15 protein-coding genes and 1 pseudogene are annotated in these 16,063 nt (G+C 70.5%); 7 read left to right on the top strand and 9 right to left on the bottom strand.

Annotated features, from left to right (window positions below; translation table 11 throughout):
- Positions 1 to 91: 91 nt before the first annotated feature.
- The 4 genes from OHA88_RS33475 to OHA88_RS33460 all read right to left on the bottom strand — a co-directional run bounded on the left by OHA88_RS33475 (position 92) and on the right by OHA88_RS33460 (position 5,980).
- On the bottom strand, positions 92 to 2,044 hold the full coding sequence (locus OHA88_RS33475; protein WP_328628246.1) for a TerD family protein: 1,953 nt from the start codon (positions 2,042 to 2,044) through the stop codon (positions 92 to 94).
- A 164-nt stretch (positions 2,045 to 2,208) separates the two neighbouring features.
- A complete protein-coding gene (locus tag OHA88_RS33470; RefSeq protein ID WP_030919738.1) occupies positions 2,209 to 2,787 on the bottom strand; it encodes a TerD family protein in 579 nt (192 codons plus the stop codon).
- Between the two features lie 132 nt (positions 2,788 to 2,919).
- Complete coding sequence (gene uvrB / locus OHA88_RS33465) at positions 2,920 to 5,049, bottom strand: excinuclease ABC subunit UvrB (protein WP_267005751.1); 2,130 nt, start codon at positions 5,047 to 5,049, stop codon at positions 2,920 to 2,922.
- 40 nt (positions 5,050 to 5,089) lie between these two features.
- The gene (locus OHA88_RS33460) at positions 5,090 to 5,980 is read right to left on the bottom strand and encodes an MHYT domain-containing protein (RefSeq protein ID WP_328628245.1); all 891 of its coding nucleotides are present in this window, start codon (positions 5,978 to 5,980) and stop codon (positions 5,090 to 5,092) included.
- Positions 5,981 to 6,195: 215 nt separating this feature from the next.
- On the opposite strand from OHA88_RS33460, the gene OHA88_RS33455 reads away from it, so the two are divergent.
- The 3 genes from OHA88_RS33455 (at position 6,196) to OHA88_RS33445 (ending at position 9,141) form a co-directional block, all read left to right on the top strand.
- Entirely contained in the window at positions 6,196 to 7,155 is a 960-nt protein-coding gene (locus OHA88_RS33455; RefSeq protein ID WP_328628244.1) for a glycerophosphodiester phosphodiesterase, read from the top strand.
- Positions 7,156 to 7,212: 57 nt separating this feature from the next.
- Complete coding sequence (locus OHA88_RS33450) at positions 7,213 to 7,779, top strand: methylated-DNA--[protein]-cysteine S-methyltransferase (RefSeq protein WP_328628243.1); 567 nt, start codon at positions 7,213 to 7,215, stop codon at positions 7,777 to 7,779.
- 69 nt (positions 7,780 to 7,848) lie between these two features.
- Positions 7,849 to 9,141 (top strand): MFS transporter, encoded by a 1,293-nt coding sequence (locus tag OHA88_RS33445; RefSeq protein ID WP_328628242.1) that lies wholly within the window; start codon positions 7,849 to 7,851, stop codon positions 9,139 to 9,141.
- Between the two features lie 87 nt (positions 9,142 to 9,228).
- Here OHA88_RS33445 and OHA88_RS33440 read toward each other — a convergent pair whose 3' ends face one another.
- Positions 9,229 to 9,591, bottom strand: coding sequence for a cupin domain-containing protein (locus OHA88_RS33440; RefSeq protein ID WP_267005746.1), 363 nt, complete (start codon positions 9,589 to 9,591; stop codon positions 9,229 to 9,231).
- A 151-nt stretch (positions 9,592 to 9,742) separates the two neighbouring features.
- Here OHA88_RS33440 and OHA88_RS33435 point away from each other — a divergent pair, with 151 nt between their 5' ends.
- Together OHA88_RS33435 and OHA88_RS33430 are read left to right on the top strand one after the other, a co-directional pair.
- A complete protein-coding gene (locus tag OHA88_RS33435) occupies positions 9,743 to 10,723 on the top strand; it encodes a pseudouridine-5'-phosphate glycosidase (protein ID WP_328628241.1) in 981 nt (326 codons plus the stop codon).
- Entirely contained in the window at positions 10,720 to 11,616 is an 897-nt protein-coding gene (locus tag OHA88_RS33430; RefSeq protein ID WP_328628240.1) for a carbohydrate kinase family protein, read from the top strand. Before OHA88_RS33435 ends, OHA88_RS33430 begins: the two co-directional genes overlap by 4 nt.
- Positions 11,617 to 11,645: 29 nt before the next feature.
- Here the strand turns inward: OHA88_RS33430 and OHA88_RS33425 are convergent, their stop codons facing one another.
- From OHA88_RS33425 to OHA88_RS33415, 3 genes are all read right to left on the bottom strand, one after another.
- A complete protein-coding gene (locus OHA88_RS33425) occupies positions 11,646 to 12,293 on the bottom strand; it encodes a uridine kinase (RefSeq protein ID WP_328628239.1) in 648 nt (215 codons plus the stop codon).
- Between the two features lie 130 nt (positions 12,294 to 12,423).
- On the bottom strand, positions 12,424 to 12,939 hold the full coding sequence (locus OHA88_RS33420) for a cupin domain-containing protein (RefSeq protein ID WP_328628238.1): 516 nt from the start codon (positions 12,937 to 12,939) through the stop codon (positions 12,424 to 12,426).
- Positions 12,940 to 13,050: 111 nt separating this feature from the next.
- Positions 13,051 to 13,719: a winged helix-turn-helix transcriptional regulator gene (locus tag OHA88_RS33415; RefSeq protein ID WP_328628237.1), complete on the bottom strand. Its 669-nt coding sequence runs from the start codon at positions 13,717 to 13,719 to the stop codon at positions 13,051 to 13,053.
- A gap of 86 nt (positions 13,720 to 13,805) precedes the next feature.
- Between OHA88_RS33415 and OHA88_RS33410 the strand changes: the two genes are divergently transcribed.
- Both OHA88_RS33410 and OHA88_RS33405 read left to right on the top strand, forming a co-directional pair.
- Positions 13,806 to 15,017 (top strand): pyridoxal phosphate-dependent aminotransferase, encoded by a 1,212-nt coding sequence (locus OHA88_RS33410; RefSeq protein WP_267005740.1) that lies wholly within the window; start codon positions 13,806 to 13,808, stop codon positions 15,015 to 15,017.
- On the top strand, positions 15,014 to 15,667 hold the full coding sequence (locus OHA88_RS33405) for a peptidase (protein WP_328628236.1): 654 nt from the start codon (positions 15,014 to 15,016) through the stop codon (positions 15,665 to 15,667). The genes OHA88_RS33410 and OHA88_RS33405 overlap by 4 nt, the downstream gene beginning before the upstream one ends.
- 290 nt (positions 15,668 to 15,957) lie before the next feature.
- Here the strand turns inward: OHA88_RS33405 and OHA88_RS33400 are convergent.
- A pseudogene (locus tag OHA88_RS33400) lies at positions 15,958 to 16,043 on the bottom strand.
- Positions 16,044 to 16,063: the final 20 nt, after the last annotated feature.

Here is a 16,063-nt window from a genome sequence, read left to right as displayed (position 1 = left end):
AGGAACACTACAGGGAATACCAAGAAAAGGTAAAGCACAGGGTAAATATCGCTCAAAACGCCAGGTCAGGGGTTACTGAGGGGACATTGCCTTATGGTCGTCGGCCGGTCCGCCGGGCAGCGGCCACCTGGGCCAGGACCTGCTCCAGCACCCGGCTGCCGGGTGGCGTCCGCAGCGGCTCGTACGTCCAGGCATGGCCGACCCAGGGATCGGCCAGGTGGTCGTCGGCGACCGGGGTGATCCGCAGCAGGGACCGCCACAGCGGATCGAGCACCGGCCCGTAGGCGCTCGCGTCCTCCCGGTCCGCGACCATCAGCAGATGGACGCCGACCGAGGGCCCCTCGTCGGCCAGATAACGCAACTGGGTGACGGCCCGGTCGTCGAAGCCGTGCGGGAAGTCGTTGACGATCAGCAGTTGCTCGGCTGTGTCCAGCTCCGGCGGGAGCGAGTCGGCGGCGCCGGCCCGGATCGCCATCTGCACCAGATCGACCCGTCGGGTGAGATGGGCGAGGACCGATGCCACTCCCCCGGCACCGGAGGCGGGCGGCCCGGCGAGCACCCCGGAGTTCGCCAGAGGCGCAAGCGCTGCCGCCGCCGAGCCCGCGGGGTCGATGACGTGGACGGAGAACTCGCCCGCGGGGTAGACGGCGAGCAGCCGGGCGGCGTGCGCGACCGCGTTGTCCATGGCGAGGCGGCGGAGCCGGTCCGTATCGGTCAGAGCCGCGGCTTCGGATGCCGTGCGCCCGCTGTCGACCCAGATGCCGCGTTCGAGCGGCAGTCGTACGAGCAAGGGGATGCGCAGGTCGGGGTTCTCGGGCAGATGGAGGTCGCCGATCCGCAGGGCCATGGGGATCTCCATGGGGACGCGGTAGGCGTGCCACACGGGGTTGTCCCAGCCTGCGAACGCGGCGGGGAGCGCGGGCTCGACGACGGCTGACTCGGCGGCGAGCTGCGCGAGATCGCGGTCGAGCGCCTCACGGGCCCGGTCGGTCAGCTGATCACGCTTGGCGCGGGCCTCCTCGCGGGCCCGGTCGCCCGCCCCGCCGATCCTGTTGCGCGGATCGGACAGGGCCCGGTCGAGCTCCTGGTCCATGCGGGACTCGGCGAAGTCGACGGCGCTGCGGTACGCGGCGGTGGTGCGGGCCAGGTCCTCGAACATGCCCCAGACCTGGTTGTAGAGGCGCTCCTCCATGGACCAGCCGGTCGCGTCCCCGGCGACGGGCTGCGCGGGCCGGCCAGGTTCGGCGGGCGGTGCGGTGGGCGGGGGCGGCGGGGGCGCAGTCGCCTGGCGGCGTGGGTGCGCGTAGTTGATGGGACCCGTGCTCGCCCCCGCAGTGGGGCCGCCCGCGGTGGAGTCCGTGGCGGCTGTGGGCCGGGAAGGCGCGGGGCCGGCCGGCGGGCTGACGGGCTGAGCCGGATCGCCGACCGCCGCCGTGTGGCGGACCCGGTCCCCCTCCGGGGTGCGGGGCGGGGGCGGCGCCACCGAGCGGGCCAAGCCCCGGGCGACCGCCTCGTGGATCGACCGGGCCAGCTCCGCCGCTCCGGTCACCCCCTGGTCGGCGAGCATCGCGGCCAGGCCACCCGCATATCCCTGGCCGACCGCGCGGACCTTCCAGTCGCCCTGCCGACGGTAGAGCTCCAGGGCGGCGACCGCGGACTCGGCATCCAGGCCGGTGAGGGTGAAGGTCGCGATCTCGGTGCCTTCGAGGCCGGTGACGGCGACGAAGGGTGCGGCGACCGCGCCGAATCTGACCGGGCCGCCGGCCTCCATGGGCAGGGCCAGCAGCACGGTGACGCGGTGCACAGCGGCGGGCATGGCATCGAGGTCCACGGCCAGCCGGTGGTCGGCGGCGGCCTGCCTGGACACTTCGAGTCCGGGCAGCTGGGGCGAGCCCGGGTGGGCGATCCACTCGATGCCGTGCACGGTTCCCCGCTCGTCGCCGAGCGTGGCACCGGCCACCACAGGTGTACCGGCCGATACCCGGATCTCCAGACGGGTCTGGGGCAAGGTGTGGTTCTGCCCCCGGACCAGCTCGGCCGTCATTGCCCTGTCCCCTCGACGAGTTGATGATGCGCGGCCCGCTGCCACGATCCGCCGTGCCGCGCGATGCCGTGCCATGTTGGTGCGGTGCATGTGGTGCAGCTCCCGGCGGCCGATGCCTCCGGGAGCTGCGCGTACCGATACGGACCCGATCGGTCCGGCCTTGCCTACAGGTGCGGCAGGATCGCCGGCATCAGGTCCTGGAACGTACGGCCGTTGGCCGGGTTACCGAGGGCCGTCATCTGCCACCCGGCGCCGACGCGGTGCACCTTGGCCATGATCTGGGCGGTGTACTGACCGCCGCCGTCGAGCGTGTAGCGGGCGAGCTCCTGGCCGTTGGTCTCGTCGACGATGCGGCAGAAGGCGTTCTGCACCTCCTGGAACGTCTGGCCGGTGAAGGAGTTCACCGTGAAGACGATCTGGTCGATGTGGACCGGCACCCGCTGCAGGTCGACGAGGATCGCCTCGTCGTCGCCGCCCGAACCGGCACCGCCGACCAGGTTGTCGCCGGTGTGCTTGACCGACCCGTCGTCACTGACGAGGTGGCGGAAGAAGACAACGTCGACCGGCTGCTTGTCGGCGAACAGCACCGCCGACGCGTCCAGGTCGATCTCCCGCGTGCGCGAGCCGAACAGACCGCGGCGCGGCGCCGCCTGCCAGCCGAGTCCCATCCGTACCGCGGTCAGGGTCCCCCCGTCGCTCTTTTGCAGGCTGATGGCCTGACCCTTGGTCATGTTGACCGTCACGCGCTGTCCCCTCTCCCCTTGCCCCGCAACCGTCCGTGCGCGGTTTCCCAGCACCCTACGCAGTCACGCCGAAGGCGCAGCAGCTTTGGACCGTTTTTGTGTCGGTCCTGCAACACACGCCGGTACGGCAGGTCAGGCCAGGCCCGCCTCGCGCATCTGGCGCAGCTCCTTCTTCAGCTCGCCGACCTCGTCGCGCAGTCGGGCGGCCACCTCGAACTGCAGGTCCGCGGCGGCTGCCCGCATCCGGTCGGTCATCTCCTCGATGATCCCGGCGAGCTCGGTCGCGGGCCGGTCGGTGACCACCGCGCCCGCCTTCTTGGCTCCGGCCGCCTTGCCGGCCTTGCCCGCCTTGCCGCCGAGCGCGGGGACCGGGGCCTTGTCGCCCTTCGTCTGGCGGTAGCCGGTGCCGAGCAGCTCCTCGGTGTCGATCTCCTCGCGGGCGATCGTCGCGACGATGTCGTTGATCTTCTTGCGCAGCGGCTGCGGGTCGATGCCGCGCTCGGTGTTGTACGCGATCTGCTTCTCCCGGCGGCGGTTGGTCTCGTCGATGGCCTTCTCCATCGCCGGGGTGATCTTGTCGGCGTACATATGGACCTGGCCGGACACATTGCGGGCCGCGCGGCCGATGGTCTGGATGAGAGACGTCCCGGAGCGCAGGAAGCCCTGCTTGTCGGCGTCGAGGATGGCCACCAGGGACACCTCGGGCAGGTCGAGCCCCTCGCGCAGGAGGTTGATGCCGACCAACACGTCGTACTCACCGGCGCGCAGTTCACGCAGCAGCTCGATGCGGCGCAGCGTGTCGACGTCACTGTGCAGATAGCGGACCTGGATGCCCAGCTCCAGGAAGTAGTCCGTGAGGTCCTCGGACATCTTCTTGGTGAGGGTGGTGACCAGGACCCGCTCGTCCCTCTCGGTGCGCTTGCGGATCTCGTGCACCAGGTCGTCGATCTGGCCCTCGGTGGGCTTGACGACCACCTCCGGGTCGACGAGGCCGGTGGGGCGGATGATCTGCTCCACGAACCCGTCGCCGCGGGACAGCTCGTACTTGCCCGGGGTGGCGGAGAGATACACGGTCTGGCCGATCCGCTCCACGAACTCCTCCCACCTCAGGGGGCGGTTGTCGAGGGCGGACGGCAGCCGGAAGCCGTGGTCGACGAGGCTGCGCTTGCGGGAGGCGTCGCCCTCGTACATGGCGCCGATCTGCGGCACGGTGACATGCGACTCGTCGATGACGAGCAGGAAGTCCTCGGGGAAGTAGTCGAGGAGGGTGTTGGGAGCGGTGCCGGGCTCGCGGCCGTCCATGTGCATCGAGTAGTTCTCGATACCGGAGCAGGTGCCGATCTGGCGCATCATCTCGATGTCGTACGTGGTGCGCATCCGCAGCCGCTGGGCCTCCAGCAGCTTGCCCTGCTTCTCCAGCTCGGCGAGGCGGTGCTCCAGCTCCTGCTCGATGCCGTTGACCGCCTTCTCCATGCGCTCCGGTCCCGCCACGTAGTGGCTGGCGGGGAAGACATAGAGCTCGTTGTCCTCGCTGATGACCTCGCCGGTGAGCGGATGGAGGGTGGAGAGCGCCTCGATCTCGTCGCCGAACATCTCGATGCGGACGGCGAGCTCCTCGTAGACCGGGAAGATCTCGATGGTGTCGCCGCGCACCCGGAAGGTGCCCCGGGTGAACGCGATGTCGTTGCGGGTGTACTGGATCTCCACGAAGCGGCGCAACAGCTGGTCGCGGTCGATCTCGTCGCCCACCTTGAGCGGGACCATACGGTCCACGTACTCCTGTGGCGTACCGAGGCCGTAGATGCAGGAGACCGAGGCGACCACGACCACGTCACGGCGGGTGAGCAGCGAATTCGTCGCGGAGTGGCGCAGCCGCTCGACCTCGTCGTTGATCGACGAGTCCTTCTCGATGTACGTGTCCGACTGCGGAATGTACGCCTCGGGCTGGTAGTAGTCGTAGTACGAGACGAAGTACTCGACGGCGTTGTTCGGGAGCAGTTCGCGGAACTCGTTCGCCAGCTGGGCCGCGAGGGTCTTGTTCGGCGCCATCACCAGCGTGGGGCGCTGGAGCTTCTCGATCATCCAGGCGGTGGTCGCCGACTTCCCGGTGCCGGTCGCGCCGAGCAGCACGACATCCTTCTCACCTGCCCGGATGCGCCGCTCCAGCTCGGCGATGGCCGCGGGCTGGTCGCCGCTGGGCTGGTAGGAACTGACGACCTCGAAAGGCGCCACCGAACGTTCGATCTTCGAAACGGGCCGCATGGAACCACCGTACGACCCCCCACTGACAACCGGGGTCCGGTCACCGGTCCCGCGACGGCGGGGTGTGCTGACGCTGCGACTGGAAGGACGCCGGGTCGGCGTAGGTGCCGAACCGCGGGACCTGCCGCTGGACGGGGATGCCGGGGGCCCGGCCGATGCCGTGGGTGCCGTGTCCCGCCGGGTCGGCCCAGTCCGGGTCGCCCATCACCATCAAGGGGTCGAACATCACGACCACCGCGGCGAGCAGGAGGAAGCAGCCGGGGCCGATCAGCAGCGGGATCAGGGGTGCGGTCGGCGGGCTTTCGACCGCGTTGCCGGTGACGTCCGGGTGCAGATGGACACTGAGCGCGGCCATGGCCGTGTAGTGCATTCCGCTCACCGCCACGCCCATCACCACGCTGGCACCGAGGCTGGGCAGGAAGCCCCGGATGGAGACGGCCGCCCAGAGTGCGACCGTCGCGGCGACGACGGCGATGACGACGGAGAGCGCGACGGTGAGCGTGTCGTACTCGAACTGCCCCTGGAGGCGCATTCCTGCCATGCCGAGGTAGTGCATGGTGGCCACGCCGAGACCGGTGATGGTGCCGCCGGTGACCATGGCCATCCAGGTCGCGCCCTGGTACCCGACGATGAAGATGCCGATGCCGACCATGACGATCGCGACGGCCAGGCTGGCGAAGGTGACCGGGATGTCGTACTCGATCGGCACCCTCTCGACGCTGAATCCCATCATCGCGATGAAGTGCATCGTCCAGATGCCGGAGCCTATGGACGTCGCCCCGAGAGCCAGCCAGCCGGCCTTGAAGGAACGCTCGGTCCGCAGCGACCGCGTCGTGCAGCGCAACCCCAGGGCCGCGCCGAGGCACGCCATGAGGAAAGCCGCAGCGGGCGTCACCATCCCATAGCTGAAGCCGTCCGTTGTGCCCTGCATGCTCGTACGCCCTTCGAGTGAAGCCCGGGTTCGGGGTGACCCTAAGGCGCGATGCCCGGCAAACAAACAGAAGGACTGCATTTTATCGGCAGCTCAATGGGCCGGAGACCCGGTCTCGGCTCTTCCGTTCATGTGGTGGCCATCCTTCGCCGGTCCGTCGTTCGGGGGCGGCTGTCACTCTCGGCCCGGACGGAACTCTGACGCAAGGAGTACACGTGTACGCACGCACCGCTACCGCCTCCCTCGCCGCCGTCGCCCTGCTGGGCGCCGGCGCGCTGCTGCTGATCCCCCACTCGCAGGCCACGGACTCCGGCACGGACACGGGTGCGGGTGCGCGCATGGGCACGAGCACGGAGAAAGCCATTCGGACCGTCGTGAACACGCGGGCCATTCCGACACCCGGCGCCCCGGTCGTCCTCGCCCACCGGGGTGCATCGGCATACGCGCCGGAGAACACCCTGGCCGCCGTCGACCGGGCCAACCACCTCGGCTTCGACTGGGTGGAGAACGACGTCCAGCTCACCAAGGACGGAGTACTGGTCGTCATCCACGACCCCGATCTGAAGCGGACCACCAACGTCGAGAAGGTCTTCCCGAAGCGCGCACCGTGGGCGGTCAAGGACTTCACGGCCGCGGAGATCGCCCGGCTGGACGCGGGCAGCTGGTTCGGCGCCCGGTACGCCGGGACCCGGATCCCCACGCTCAAGCAGTACCTGGACCGGATCGAGCGCAACGACCAGAACCTGCTGCTGGAGATCAAGAACCCGCAGATCTACCCGGGCATCGAGAAGGAGACGCTGCGGGTGCTGCGCCAGAAGGGGTGGCTGGACCCCGGTCACGTCAGGTACAGGCTGGTGATCCAGAGCTTCAGCGCGGGCAGCATCAAGAAGGTGCACCAGCAGCGTCCCGACGTCACCACCGGCTTCCTCGGCACCCCCGCGATCGCCGATCTGAAGGCGTACGCGGCGTTCACCGACCAGATCAACCCGTCGTACGCGTCGATCAGCACCCGCTATGTGGCGGCCGCACACGCGCTGAAGGGCGCGCACGGCAGGAAGCTCCGGGTCAACACATGGACGGTCGACGACGCGGCCACCGCCAGGAAGGTGGACGGGTTCCACGTCGACGGGATCATCACCAACACCCCTGACGTGGTGCGCAGGGCCACCGACTGACAGCCGGCCGGAGCTTCCCCTCCCCCGCTGTCAGTGGCCGGCCGTACGGTGGTTTCCATGAACAGCAACGGGGATGCCGACGGTGGCAGCGGTGGGACTGTCGAGTGGGCCGTCGTCGGCAGCGACATCGGGCCGCTGCTGCTCGCCGCGACGGCCGCGGGGCTGGTGAGTGTCGTCTTCCACGCCGGCCCCGCGGTGCGGGACAGGGCGGTCGGGCAGCTGCGGGCCCGGCTCGGTGCGGAGCCGGTGGAGACACCCGGCTCCGCCCGCCTCACCGAGCCGACGCGCCAGCTCGCGGAGTACTTCACGGGTTCGTTGCGGGAGTTCGCCCTCCCGCTGGACTGGTCGCTGACGTCCGGCTTCAACCGTCAGGTGCTCCGCGAGCTCGCGGCGGGTGTGCCGTACGGAACGGTCGTCGGGTACGGGGATCTCGCCAGGCGTGTAGGGCAGCCGGGAGCGGCCCAGGCGGTCGGGGCGGCCATGGGGTCCAACCCGCTGCCGGTGGTGGTTCCGTGCCACCGGGTGGTGGAGAGCGACGGCGGGCTCGGCGGGTTCGGCGGCGGTCTGGAGACCAAGCGGCAGCTGCTGGCGCTGGAGGGGGTGCTGCCGCAGCCGCTGTTCTGAGGCCGCTCGCCACGGCCGCCCTCCCCGGACCCGTTTTCGTACCTGCGTGCTAGCTGGCACACTCTGTCGGTGACCAACGCCCTCGACGCATCCGACACCCCCGCCGGGCCCGGCGGTCCCGTCACCGCGGCGGAACTCCCCGCCCTGCGGCGCAGAACGTCGGCGGTGCTCATCGCCAGCCAGATACTCGGCGGGCTCGGCGTGCCCATCGGCATCGCCCTGGCCCCTGTACTGGCGACGGAGGTGAGCGGCTCGGAGGCGCTGTCCGGTCTCGCCCCGACGGCATCGGTGACCGGTACCGCACTGCTGTCGCTGCCGCTGGCCGCACTGATGACCTCGCGGGGCCGGCGCCCCGGCCTCGTACTGGCCTATCTGATCGGTGCGCTCGGCGCGGCCCTGGTGGTCCTGGCCACCGTCGTGGGCAGTTTCCCGTTGCTGCTGCTCGGCATGGCCGGGTTCGGTGCCGGCTCGTCGGCCAATCTGCAGGCCCGCTTCGCCGCCGCCGATCTTGCCGAGCCGGACCGCCGAGGACGCGCGATCTCCACCGTCATCTGGGCCACCACGATCGGTTCGGTCCTCGGTCCCAACATCGCGGCTCCGGCGGGCCATGTCTTCCGTGGCACATCCATATCCGAGACGGCCGGACCGTTCCTCATGGCGGCGGCCATCTTCCTGCTCGCCGCGATGGTGGTCGGGGTGCTGCTGCGGCCCGATCCCCTGCTCACCGCGCGTGCGCTGGCGCCGCAGGACGGCCGGTCGGCGGGCGGCCGTTCGCTGCGTGCGGGCCTGGCGGCGGTGCGGGCCTCGCCGATGGCCCGGCTGGCGCTGCTGACGGTGGCCGTGTCGCACACCGCGATGGTCTCGATCATGGTGATGACCCCGGTACACCTGGGCCACCACGGCGCGGACCTCGAGCTGATCGGCCTGGTCATCAGCGGTCATATCGCGGGCATGTACGCGTTCTCGCCGGTGATGGGGTGGCTCGCCGACAGGTTCGGACGGCTCACTGTGATCGGACTGGCGGCCGGGCTGCTGTCGTGCGCCGCGCTGCTGGCCGGCACCGCGGGCCCCAGCCACGGCCGGACGGCCGCCGGCCTGTTCGTGCTCGGTCTCGGCTGGTCGGCGGGGCTTGTCGCCGGTTCGGCGCTCCTCACCGACTCCGTACCGCAGCCCGCCCGCGCCGCCGTGCAGGGCCTGTCGGACCTGACCATGAACACGGCGGCGGGCATCGGCGGTGCGGTCGCCGGGGTGATCGTCTCCCAGGCGAGCTACGGCTGGCTGAACGCGGTCGGCGCGTGCCTGTTGCTGCCGATGGCGGCACTGGCGCTGCGCCGCGCGCTGACCCGGCCCGCCGCCGCCTGACCGGACGGGATCCGCAGGACCGACATCGCGGGACGAGGTCCGCGAGGCAAGGTGGCCCGGGCCCGGGCCAGGCACGAGCCCCGGACTTCAGAGGCTGATGTGGTACGCCTTGCGCAGCGTCTCGTGCACGGTCCAGGTCGTACGGTCGCCCTCGCGCAGCACGCAGGCGTCACCGGGACCGATCTGCAGCGTCGCGCCGTCCTCGACCACGACGGTCGCGCGCCCGCTGACGACCACGAACAGTTCGTCGGCCTCGGTGTCGGTGACCACGCCCGGCGTGATCTGCCAGATGCCCCGCACCTGCTTGCCGTCGGCGGACTCCCACAGCACCTTGCCGGTCACCACGGGCTCGCCCGAGACGATCTGCTCGGGGTCGAGCGGCTCCGGTTCGAGCTCGGCGTCGGGGATGTGCACGGCGAAGGAGGCGGGAGCTTGATCAAATGTGGTCATGGCCGGTCACCCTAGCGACCGCCCCAGGACGTCTCGCGATCAGGACCGGCCGGAGGGAGCCGGACTCGTCCGGCCGGCGCCGCACGGTCCGGCGGCCGTTCGGGTCCTGGGTCACGTTTGAGGGTAGCCCGGCCGCGACAGGGATGTGGACATGTCACTGAATGCGCCGGACAGCGCCCACCCGTACGAACCGGTCCTCTCCACCGAGGTACAGGAAGCCCTCGCAGCGCACCGCCCCGTCGTGGCCCTGGAGTCGACGATCATCGCGCACGGCCTGCCGCGCCCCCGGAATCGGCGGGTCGCGGAAGAGCTGGAGGAGCTCGTGCGATCCGCGGGCGCCGTCCCCGCGACCATCGCCGTACTCGACGGACGAAGCCATATCGGCCTGGACAAGGACGAGTTGGAAAGGGTCGCCGAGGATCCGTCGATGCGGAAACTCGGGCACCGCGACCTCGCACCGGCGCTGGCGGCCGGTGCGAGCGGGGCGACGACCGTGTCCGCGACCGCGTTCCTCGCGGCCCGCGCGGGCCTGCGCGTCTTCGCGACCGGCGGCCTCGGCGGCGTGCACCGGGACTGGACCGCGACCCAGGACGAGTCCGCGGATCTCCGGCTGCTCGCCCGCACCGACATCACGGTGGTGTGCGCCGGTGTGAAGTCGATCCTGGATGTCCCGGCCACGCTGCAGCGCCTGGAGACCCTCGGGGTCGGTGTGCTCGGCTACGGCACGGAGCACTTCCCCGGCTTCTATCTGAGCAGTTCGGGCGAGCCCGTCGACTGGACGGTGCGTACGCCCGAGGAGGTCGTGGAAGTGATGCGGGCCAGGGAGACCCTGGGCGGGCCCGCCGCGGCGCTGATCGTCGCCAACCCCGTACCGCAGAAGGATCAGCTGGATCCCGCCCTGCACGACCGGGTGCTGGCCCAGGCGTTGGACGCGTGCCGGGAGCACGGCATCGTGGGGCAGGCCGTCACGCCGTTCCTGCTGGACCACCTGATGCAGCACACCGGAGGGGCCTCCCTGGAGGCCAACCTGGCGGCCGTGCGCGGGAACGTGTCCCTTGCCGCGCGGATCGCGGTTTCCCGGTCCGCCGCGGAACACGGGACAGCCGGGCCGAAGACGGCGGCCGCCCGATGACCGACGGCGGTCTTCTCGTCGTCGGGGACGTGGTCACGGATGTGGTGGCGCGGCACGGGGGACCTCTCGCGCACGGCACGGACACGGTGGCCCGGATCAGCACGCTGCCGGGCGGCGCCGGTGCCAATGTCGCCTGCTGGGCGGCGCGTTCGGGCTGCCGGGACGTGCGGCTGCTGGCACGGGTGGGCGCCGACTCCGCGGCCTGGCACGAGGATGTGCTGCGCCGGGCGGGGGTACGTCCGCTGCTGGCCGTGGACGACGAGGCACCGACCGCCATCGTCGTCGCGCTCGTCGACTCCGCTGCCGAACGCACCTTCCTCACCGACAGCGGCGCCGTTCTGCGTCTGTCCCCCGACAACTGGTCGCCTTCGATGCTCGACGGCGTCGCGCATCTTCATGTCTCCGGCTACCTCCTCTTCGCCGCCACGAGTCGCGCGACGGCCCTGCTCGCCCTGCGGGAGGCACGGCGGCGTTCCATCCCGGCAAGCGTGGACCCCGCCTCCGCGGGCTTCCTCGCCGAGCTCGGCGTCGGCCCGTTCCTGACGGCCGTGGAGGGGACGGAGCTGCTGCTGCCGAATGCGGACGAGGCCCGGCTGCTCACCGGCCTCCCCGAAACAGCCGATGCCGCCGCCAAGTTGAGCCTTCTGGTTCCGAAGGTCGTCGTCACCCTGGGCGAGGAGGGGGCCCTGCTGGCCACCGGAGGGACGGTGACCGGGCGCGTTCCGGCCGTCCCGGTGCGAGGAGCGGTCGACTCGACGGGGGCGGGCGACGCCTTCACCGGAGGGTTCCTTGCGGCGCGGCTCGCCGGGGCGGACGATGCCACAGCCGCGGCGGCGGGCTGCCGGTCGGGGGCCGAAGCGGTCACGACGGTCGGCGGCCGCCCCGGTACGTGACGTCGAAGCCGTTCCCGGCAGGACAGCCTCTAACTCTCCCGGGGCAGACCGGTCCAGGCCGGGTGGAGCGGATCGTCGGCCCGGACGACCGCGTCCGCGCGCCCGGCAGGCGCCACCTCGTCCTCGTAGCGCGCGAAGGCGGGCAGGGTCCACCGCTCGCTCTCCTCGGTACGCCGCCGCAACGCGCCCGGCGAGAGCCGCACGTGGACGCTCGCGTCGAACGGGAACCAGTGCCCGAGCAGCAGCGGCCCGTGCACCACCAGCACACCGCCCTCCGGGAGCTGCTGATACGGGCTGCGGGTGGCCCGGTCCGTCACCGGGTCCCAGAGATCGGGCAGCACGCGCCCGCTGCCGCCCGCCTCCAGCGGCCCGAAGACCTCGCGCCAGAGCGCACCCGTGTCGAACCAGCTGTCGAAGTACGAGTCGGGGTCCTCCTTGCCGTACTCGTACCGCAGACTCGCCGGGCGCAGGAACCCCTCGGTGGACACGACGAACACCGCACGACCACGGATCCGCAGCGCCTCGGCGACACGCTCCGCCAACTCCCCGGTGCGGGCGGCCGGAGCGCCGTCGACGGCGACCTTGAGCCACGGCCCGCCGTCGGCCGGCCTCAGCCCGTCGGCGTGCGCGGCAAACGCTTCGGCCAGCCGTTCCCAGGTGATCGGTTCAAGTCGCACCCGTCCATCATCGCTCCCGGCACCCGCGCGTCGGCGCCCAGCGCGCAGCATCCCCGGTTCCGGAGGCGTACGGGGAGACACTCGCCGACCGACGGCCGGCGAGTGCGGTGGGCGAGCGTCTCGCGCCAGGTCACTTCTTCGCGCCGCAGTCCACCGCATCGGCGTCCTCGGAGAGCGCACTGCCCTCGGGCAGCAGATAGGTCACCCAGAGCACGACGGGCTCGGTGCCGAGGTTACGTCCGATGTGGGGGCGGTGGGCGCCGGCCGGCTCGATGAACGACGTGCCCGCGGCCATCACCTCGACCGAGCAGTCGTCCAGTATGCGGGTCAGCGTCCCCGACTGGACGACGGCGATCACCTGACCACTGTGGGTGTGCCAGCCGGTGGAGCCGCCGGGCTCCACGGTGATCATCCGGAAGGTCACATCCGTCCGGCCCTTCGGCGTCTTGATCTTCAGCTTCCCGGTCGACGTGCCCTTCGCGACCACCGTGCCGCTCACCCCGCTGCCGGGCGCGGCCATGGCCGCCGAGGGTCCGAAGCCGAGCGCGGCCACACAGCCACCGCCGACCAAGGCCTTGCCGAATCGCACCTGCTGCCCGTGCTGGTCCTGCCGTTCCCGCCGTTCCTGTTGTCTGCCTATTCTCATGCGAACCCTCTCCGCCTCGACGTCAAGGACATCCCAAATGCCCCCACGCTACCCGGGAGTTGACACGCGGAACCATACGGACACGACGGTCGTACGACAGTCACATGATGGTCATTCGCCCCGAAGCTCTCCGGCCAGCGGCCCCTCGCCCACGACCTCGATCCGTCCGTCCTTCACGGCCTCGACGAGTGTGCACTCGCCCCGCCCGAGCGCGAGACAGAGCTCGACGTCGAGCGTGATCCGGGCATCGGCGTGAGCGGCGGGCCCGTCCCCGTACACCCCCTCACCATCGGTCGGCCGACCCACCTGCACATGGAACTCCCCCTCATCGAGGTGGACTTCGACGACTCCTTCGTGAGCCAGCCCGTCCAGCACCCGCAACAGCGGAAGCGCGAACCAGTGGGCCCGCACCGCATCCGTCGGCCGTCGTTCGCCGATCGCGGGCGCGCCCCACTCGGCGAGCGCGGCAAGGACAGGCAGCAACCCGTGTCCTCGCTCGGTCAGTTCGTACACCGAGGCGGCGGCGGGCGGGGGCAGCCGCCGTCGGGTGGCCAGGCCGCTCTGCTCCATGTCCTTGAGGCGGGAGGCGAGGACGTCCGTACTCACGCCGGGAAGATCGGCGTGCAGATCGGTGTAGCGGCGTGGTCCGGCCAGCAGTTCACGGACTATCAGCAGGGTCCACCGGTCTCCGACGGAGTCGAGGGCCCGGGCGGTGGCGCAGAACTGGTCGTAACTTCGGCGGCGCGCGGAGCGTGCGGGCGGCTGCTGCTGACGTGGCATGCGACGCAGTCTAGACATGTTGTTGGACTTTCCAAGCCCGAGCTTGGTAAAACCAAGTATCGCAATCAGGTCGGGGAGGCCACCGCATGGAATTCCGGCAGTCCAGCAAGCTCAACGAGGTCTGTTACGAGATCCGGGGCCCGGTCATCGAGCACGCCAACGCCCTGGAGGAGGCGGGCCACAGCGTGCTCCGCCTCAACACGGGCAACCCCGCGCTCTTCGGTTTCGAGGCGCCGGAGGAGATCGTCCAGGACATGATCCGGATGCTCCCGCAGGCCCACGGCTACAGCGATTCACGCGGCATTCTCTCCGCCCGCCGCGCGGTGGCGCAGCGCTATCAGGCGATGGGCCTGACCGATGTCGGGGTGGACGACATCTTCCTCGGCAACGGGGTGTCCGAGCTGATCTCCATGTCCGTGCAGGCACTGCTGGAGGACGGCGACGAGGTGCTGATCCCGTCGCCCGACTATCCGCTGTGGACCGCGGTGGTCACCCTGGCGGGCGGCAAGGCCGTGCACTACACCTGCGACGAGGCATCGGACTGGAACCCGGACCTCGCCGACATGGCGTCGAAGATCACCGACCGCACCAAGGCCGTCGTGATCATCAACCCGAACAACCCGACCGGCGCCGTCTATCCGCGCGAGATCCTCGAAGGCATCCTCGATCTGGCGCGCCGGCACGGTCTGTTGGTCCTCGCCGACGAGATCTACGACCAGATCCTGTACGACGACGCCGAGCACCACAGTGTGGCGGTCCTCGCCCCCGACCTGGTCTGCCTCACCTTCAGCGGTCTGTCCAAGACGTACCGGGTCGCAGGGTTCCGCTCCGGCTGGATGGTGGTGTCGGGTCCGCAGCAGCACGCCGCCAACTATCTGGAGGGCCTGACCATGCTCGCCTCCATGCGGCTGTGCCCGAACGCGCCCGCCCAGTACGCCATTCAGGCCGCGCTCGGCGGCCGGCAGTCCATCCGTGAGCTGGTGGCACCGGGTGGTCGGCTGTACGAGCAGCGCAACCGGGCCTGGGAGAAGCTGAACGAGATCCCAGGGGTTTCGTGCGTGAAGCCGAAGGGGGCGCTGTACGCGTTCCCGCGCATCGATCCGAAGGTGCACAACATCGTCGACGACGAGAAGTTCGTCCTCGATCTGCTGCTTCGCGAGAAGATCCAGGTGGTGCAGGGCACCGGTTTCAACTGGCCGCGTCCCGACCACTTCCGGATCCTGACGCTCCCGTACGCTGACGATCTCGACGCGGCCATCAGCCGCATCGGCCGCTTCCTGAACGGATATCGTCAGTGACCTGCCCCGCCTGCCGGCTGCCCGTCCATACGCAGTTCGCCTCGCCCGGGCTCGTCGGCCCGATCGTCGAGGGCGGACTCGATCCGGCCGACGACCCGGGCTGGGCGGATTCCGGGGCGGACTCACCCGCCGAGTACGCACGCTGGGCAGGTCACCTGTGCGGTGTGACCTGTCTGCGCATGGCGCTCGGCGCCGGCGCCCCGCCGCTGTTCGCCCTGCGTGACGGGGCGCTCAAGTACGGCGCGTACACGGAGGATGCGGAGGGGGAGATCCGGGGCCTGGTCTACGCGCCCTTCGCGGAGTACGTGCGGGAGGTGCACGGCCTCGAAGCCACCGTCCACCGCCACTTGTCGACGGACGAGATCGTGGCCCTGCTGGACCGGAGGCGGACGGTGATGGCGTCGGTGCACTACGGGATCCGGCATCCGGAGCGACCCGCTCCGGGCCGGGGCGGTCATCTGGTGCTGGTGACGTCCCGCACGCCGGACGGCGACGGCGTCCACTTCCACAACCCGTCGGGCACGACGGCCACGACTCGGGCCGCGGAACTGCCCCTGACGGACTTCGAGCGCTTCTTCGCCGGGCGCGGGGTATCGCTCGCCGGCGACGCGCGGCAGGGGCCGGAAACGGGAGCGGACCCGGGGGCGTAGCCGGCCCCCGGGCCCTGAGTGATGCCGCCCATTCGGCACGCCGGCACTTTTAAGAGCCCGGGTCAGTCGTAATGTCGCCGCGTCCTTCCTTTAGACGACCGCAGATCGAAGCTCCGCGGGTTGGAGTCGAACCAACATCTCGACGCGCATGGGCCCGAGCCCGTTTGATCCGGCGATCGGCGGCGAATGCTGAGTCTGGAGCAAGAGTCTGAGATTGATCGCGGTCTGCCTCTGCCATTTGGGCCACCCCGGCCCGTGTGGTCGCACCGACCGAATCGGTGCGGCCCGAATGCCGGGGGGAGGACTCGAACCTCCACTGGAACCGCGTCGTCACGACAAGCTTCAGTTTCAGCTTGCGCTCCTCGCGCACCCCGGCCGTGACAATGTGGCCGGGGA

The sequence above is a fragment of the Streptomyces sp. NBC_00353 genome (assembly GCF_036108815.1).
Classification (GTDB): domain Bacteria; phylum Actinomycetota; class Actinomycetes; order Streptomycetales; family Streptomycetaceae; genus Streptomyces.
Note: the sequence above shows the minus strand (reverse complement) of the source record. Positions and strands in the feature narration are given on the sequence as shown.

Excerpts from the sequence above, each read along its gene's own strand:
- OHA88_RS33475 (WP_328628246.1), bottom strand. The coding sequence starts at position 2,044 with ATGACGGCCGAGCTGGTCCGGGGGCAGAACCACACCTTGCCCCAGACC.
- uvrB (WP_267005751.1), bottom strand. The coding sequence starts at position 5,049 with ATGCGGCCCGTTTCGAAGATCGAACGTTCGGTGGCGCCTTTCGAGGTC.
- OHA88_RS33460 (WP_328628245.1), bottom strand. The coding sequence starts at position 5,980 with ATGCAGGGCACAACGGACGGCTTCAGCTATGGGATGGTGACGCCCGCT.
- OHA88_RS33450 (WP_328628243.1), top strand. The coding sequence starts at position 7,213 with ATGAACAGCAACGGGGATGCCGACGGTGGCAGCGGTGGGACTGTCGAG.
- OHA88_RS33440 (WP_267005746.1), bottom strand. The coding sequence starts at position 9,591 with ATGACCACATTTGATCAAGCTCCCGCCTCCTTCGCCGTGCACATCCCC.
- OHA88_RS33435 (WP_328628241.1), top strand. The coding sequence starts at position 9,743 with ATGTCACTGAATGCGCCGGACAGCGCCCACCCGTACGAACCGGTCCTC.
- OHA88_RS33430 (WP_328628240.1), top strand. The coding sequence starts at position 10,720 with ATGACCGACGGCGGTCTTCTCGTCGTCGGGGACGTGGTCACGGATGTG.
- OHA88_RS33420 (WP_328628238.1), bottom strand. The coding sequence starts at position 12,939 with ATGAGAATAGGCAGACAACAGGAACGGCGGGAACGGCAGGACCAGCAC.
- OHA88_RS33415 (WP_328628237.1), bottom strand. The coding sequence starts at position 13,719 with ATGCCACGTCAGCAGCAGCCGCCCGCACGCTCCGCGCGCCGCCGAAGT.
- OHA88_RS33410 (WP_267005740.1), top strand. The coding sequence starts at position 13,806 with ATGGAATTCCGGCAGTCCAGCAAGCTCAACGAGGTCTGTTACGAGATC.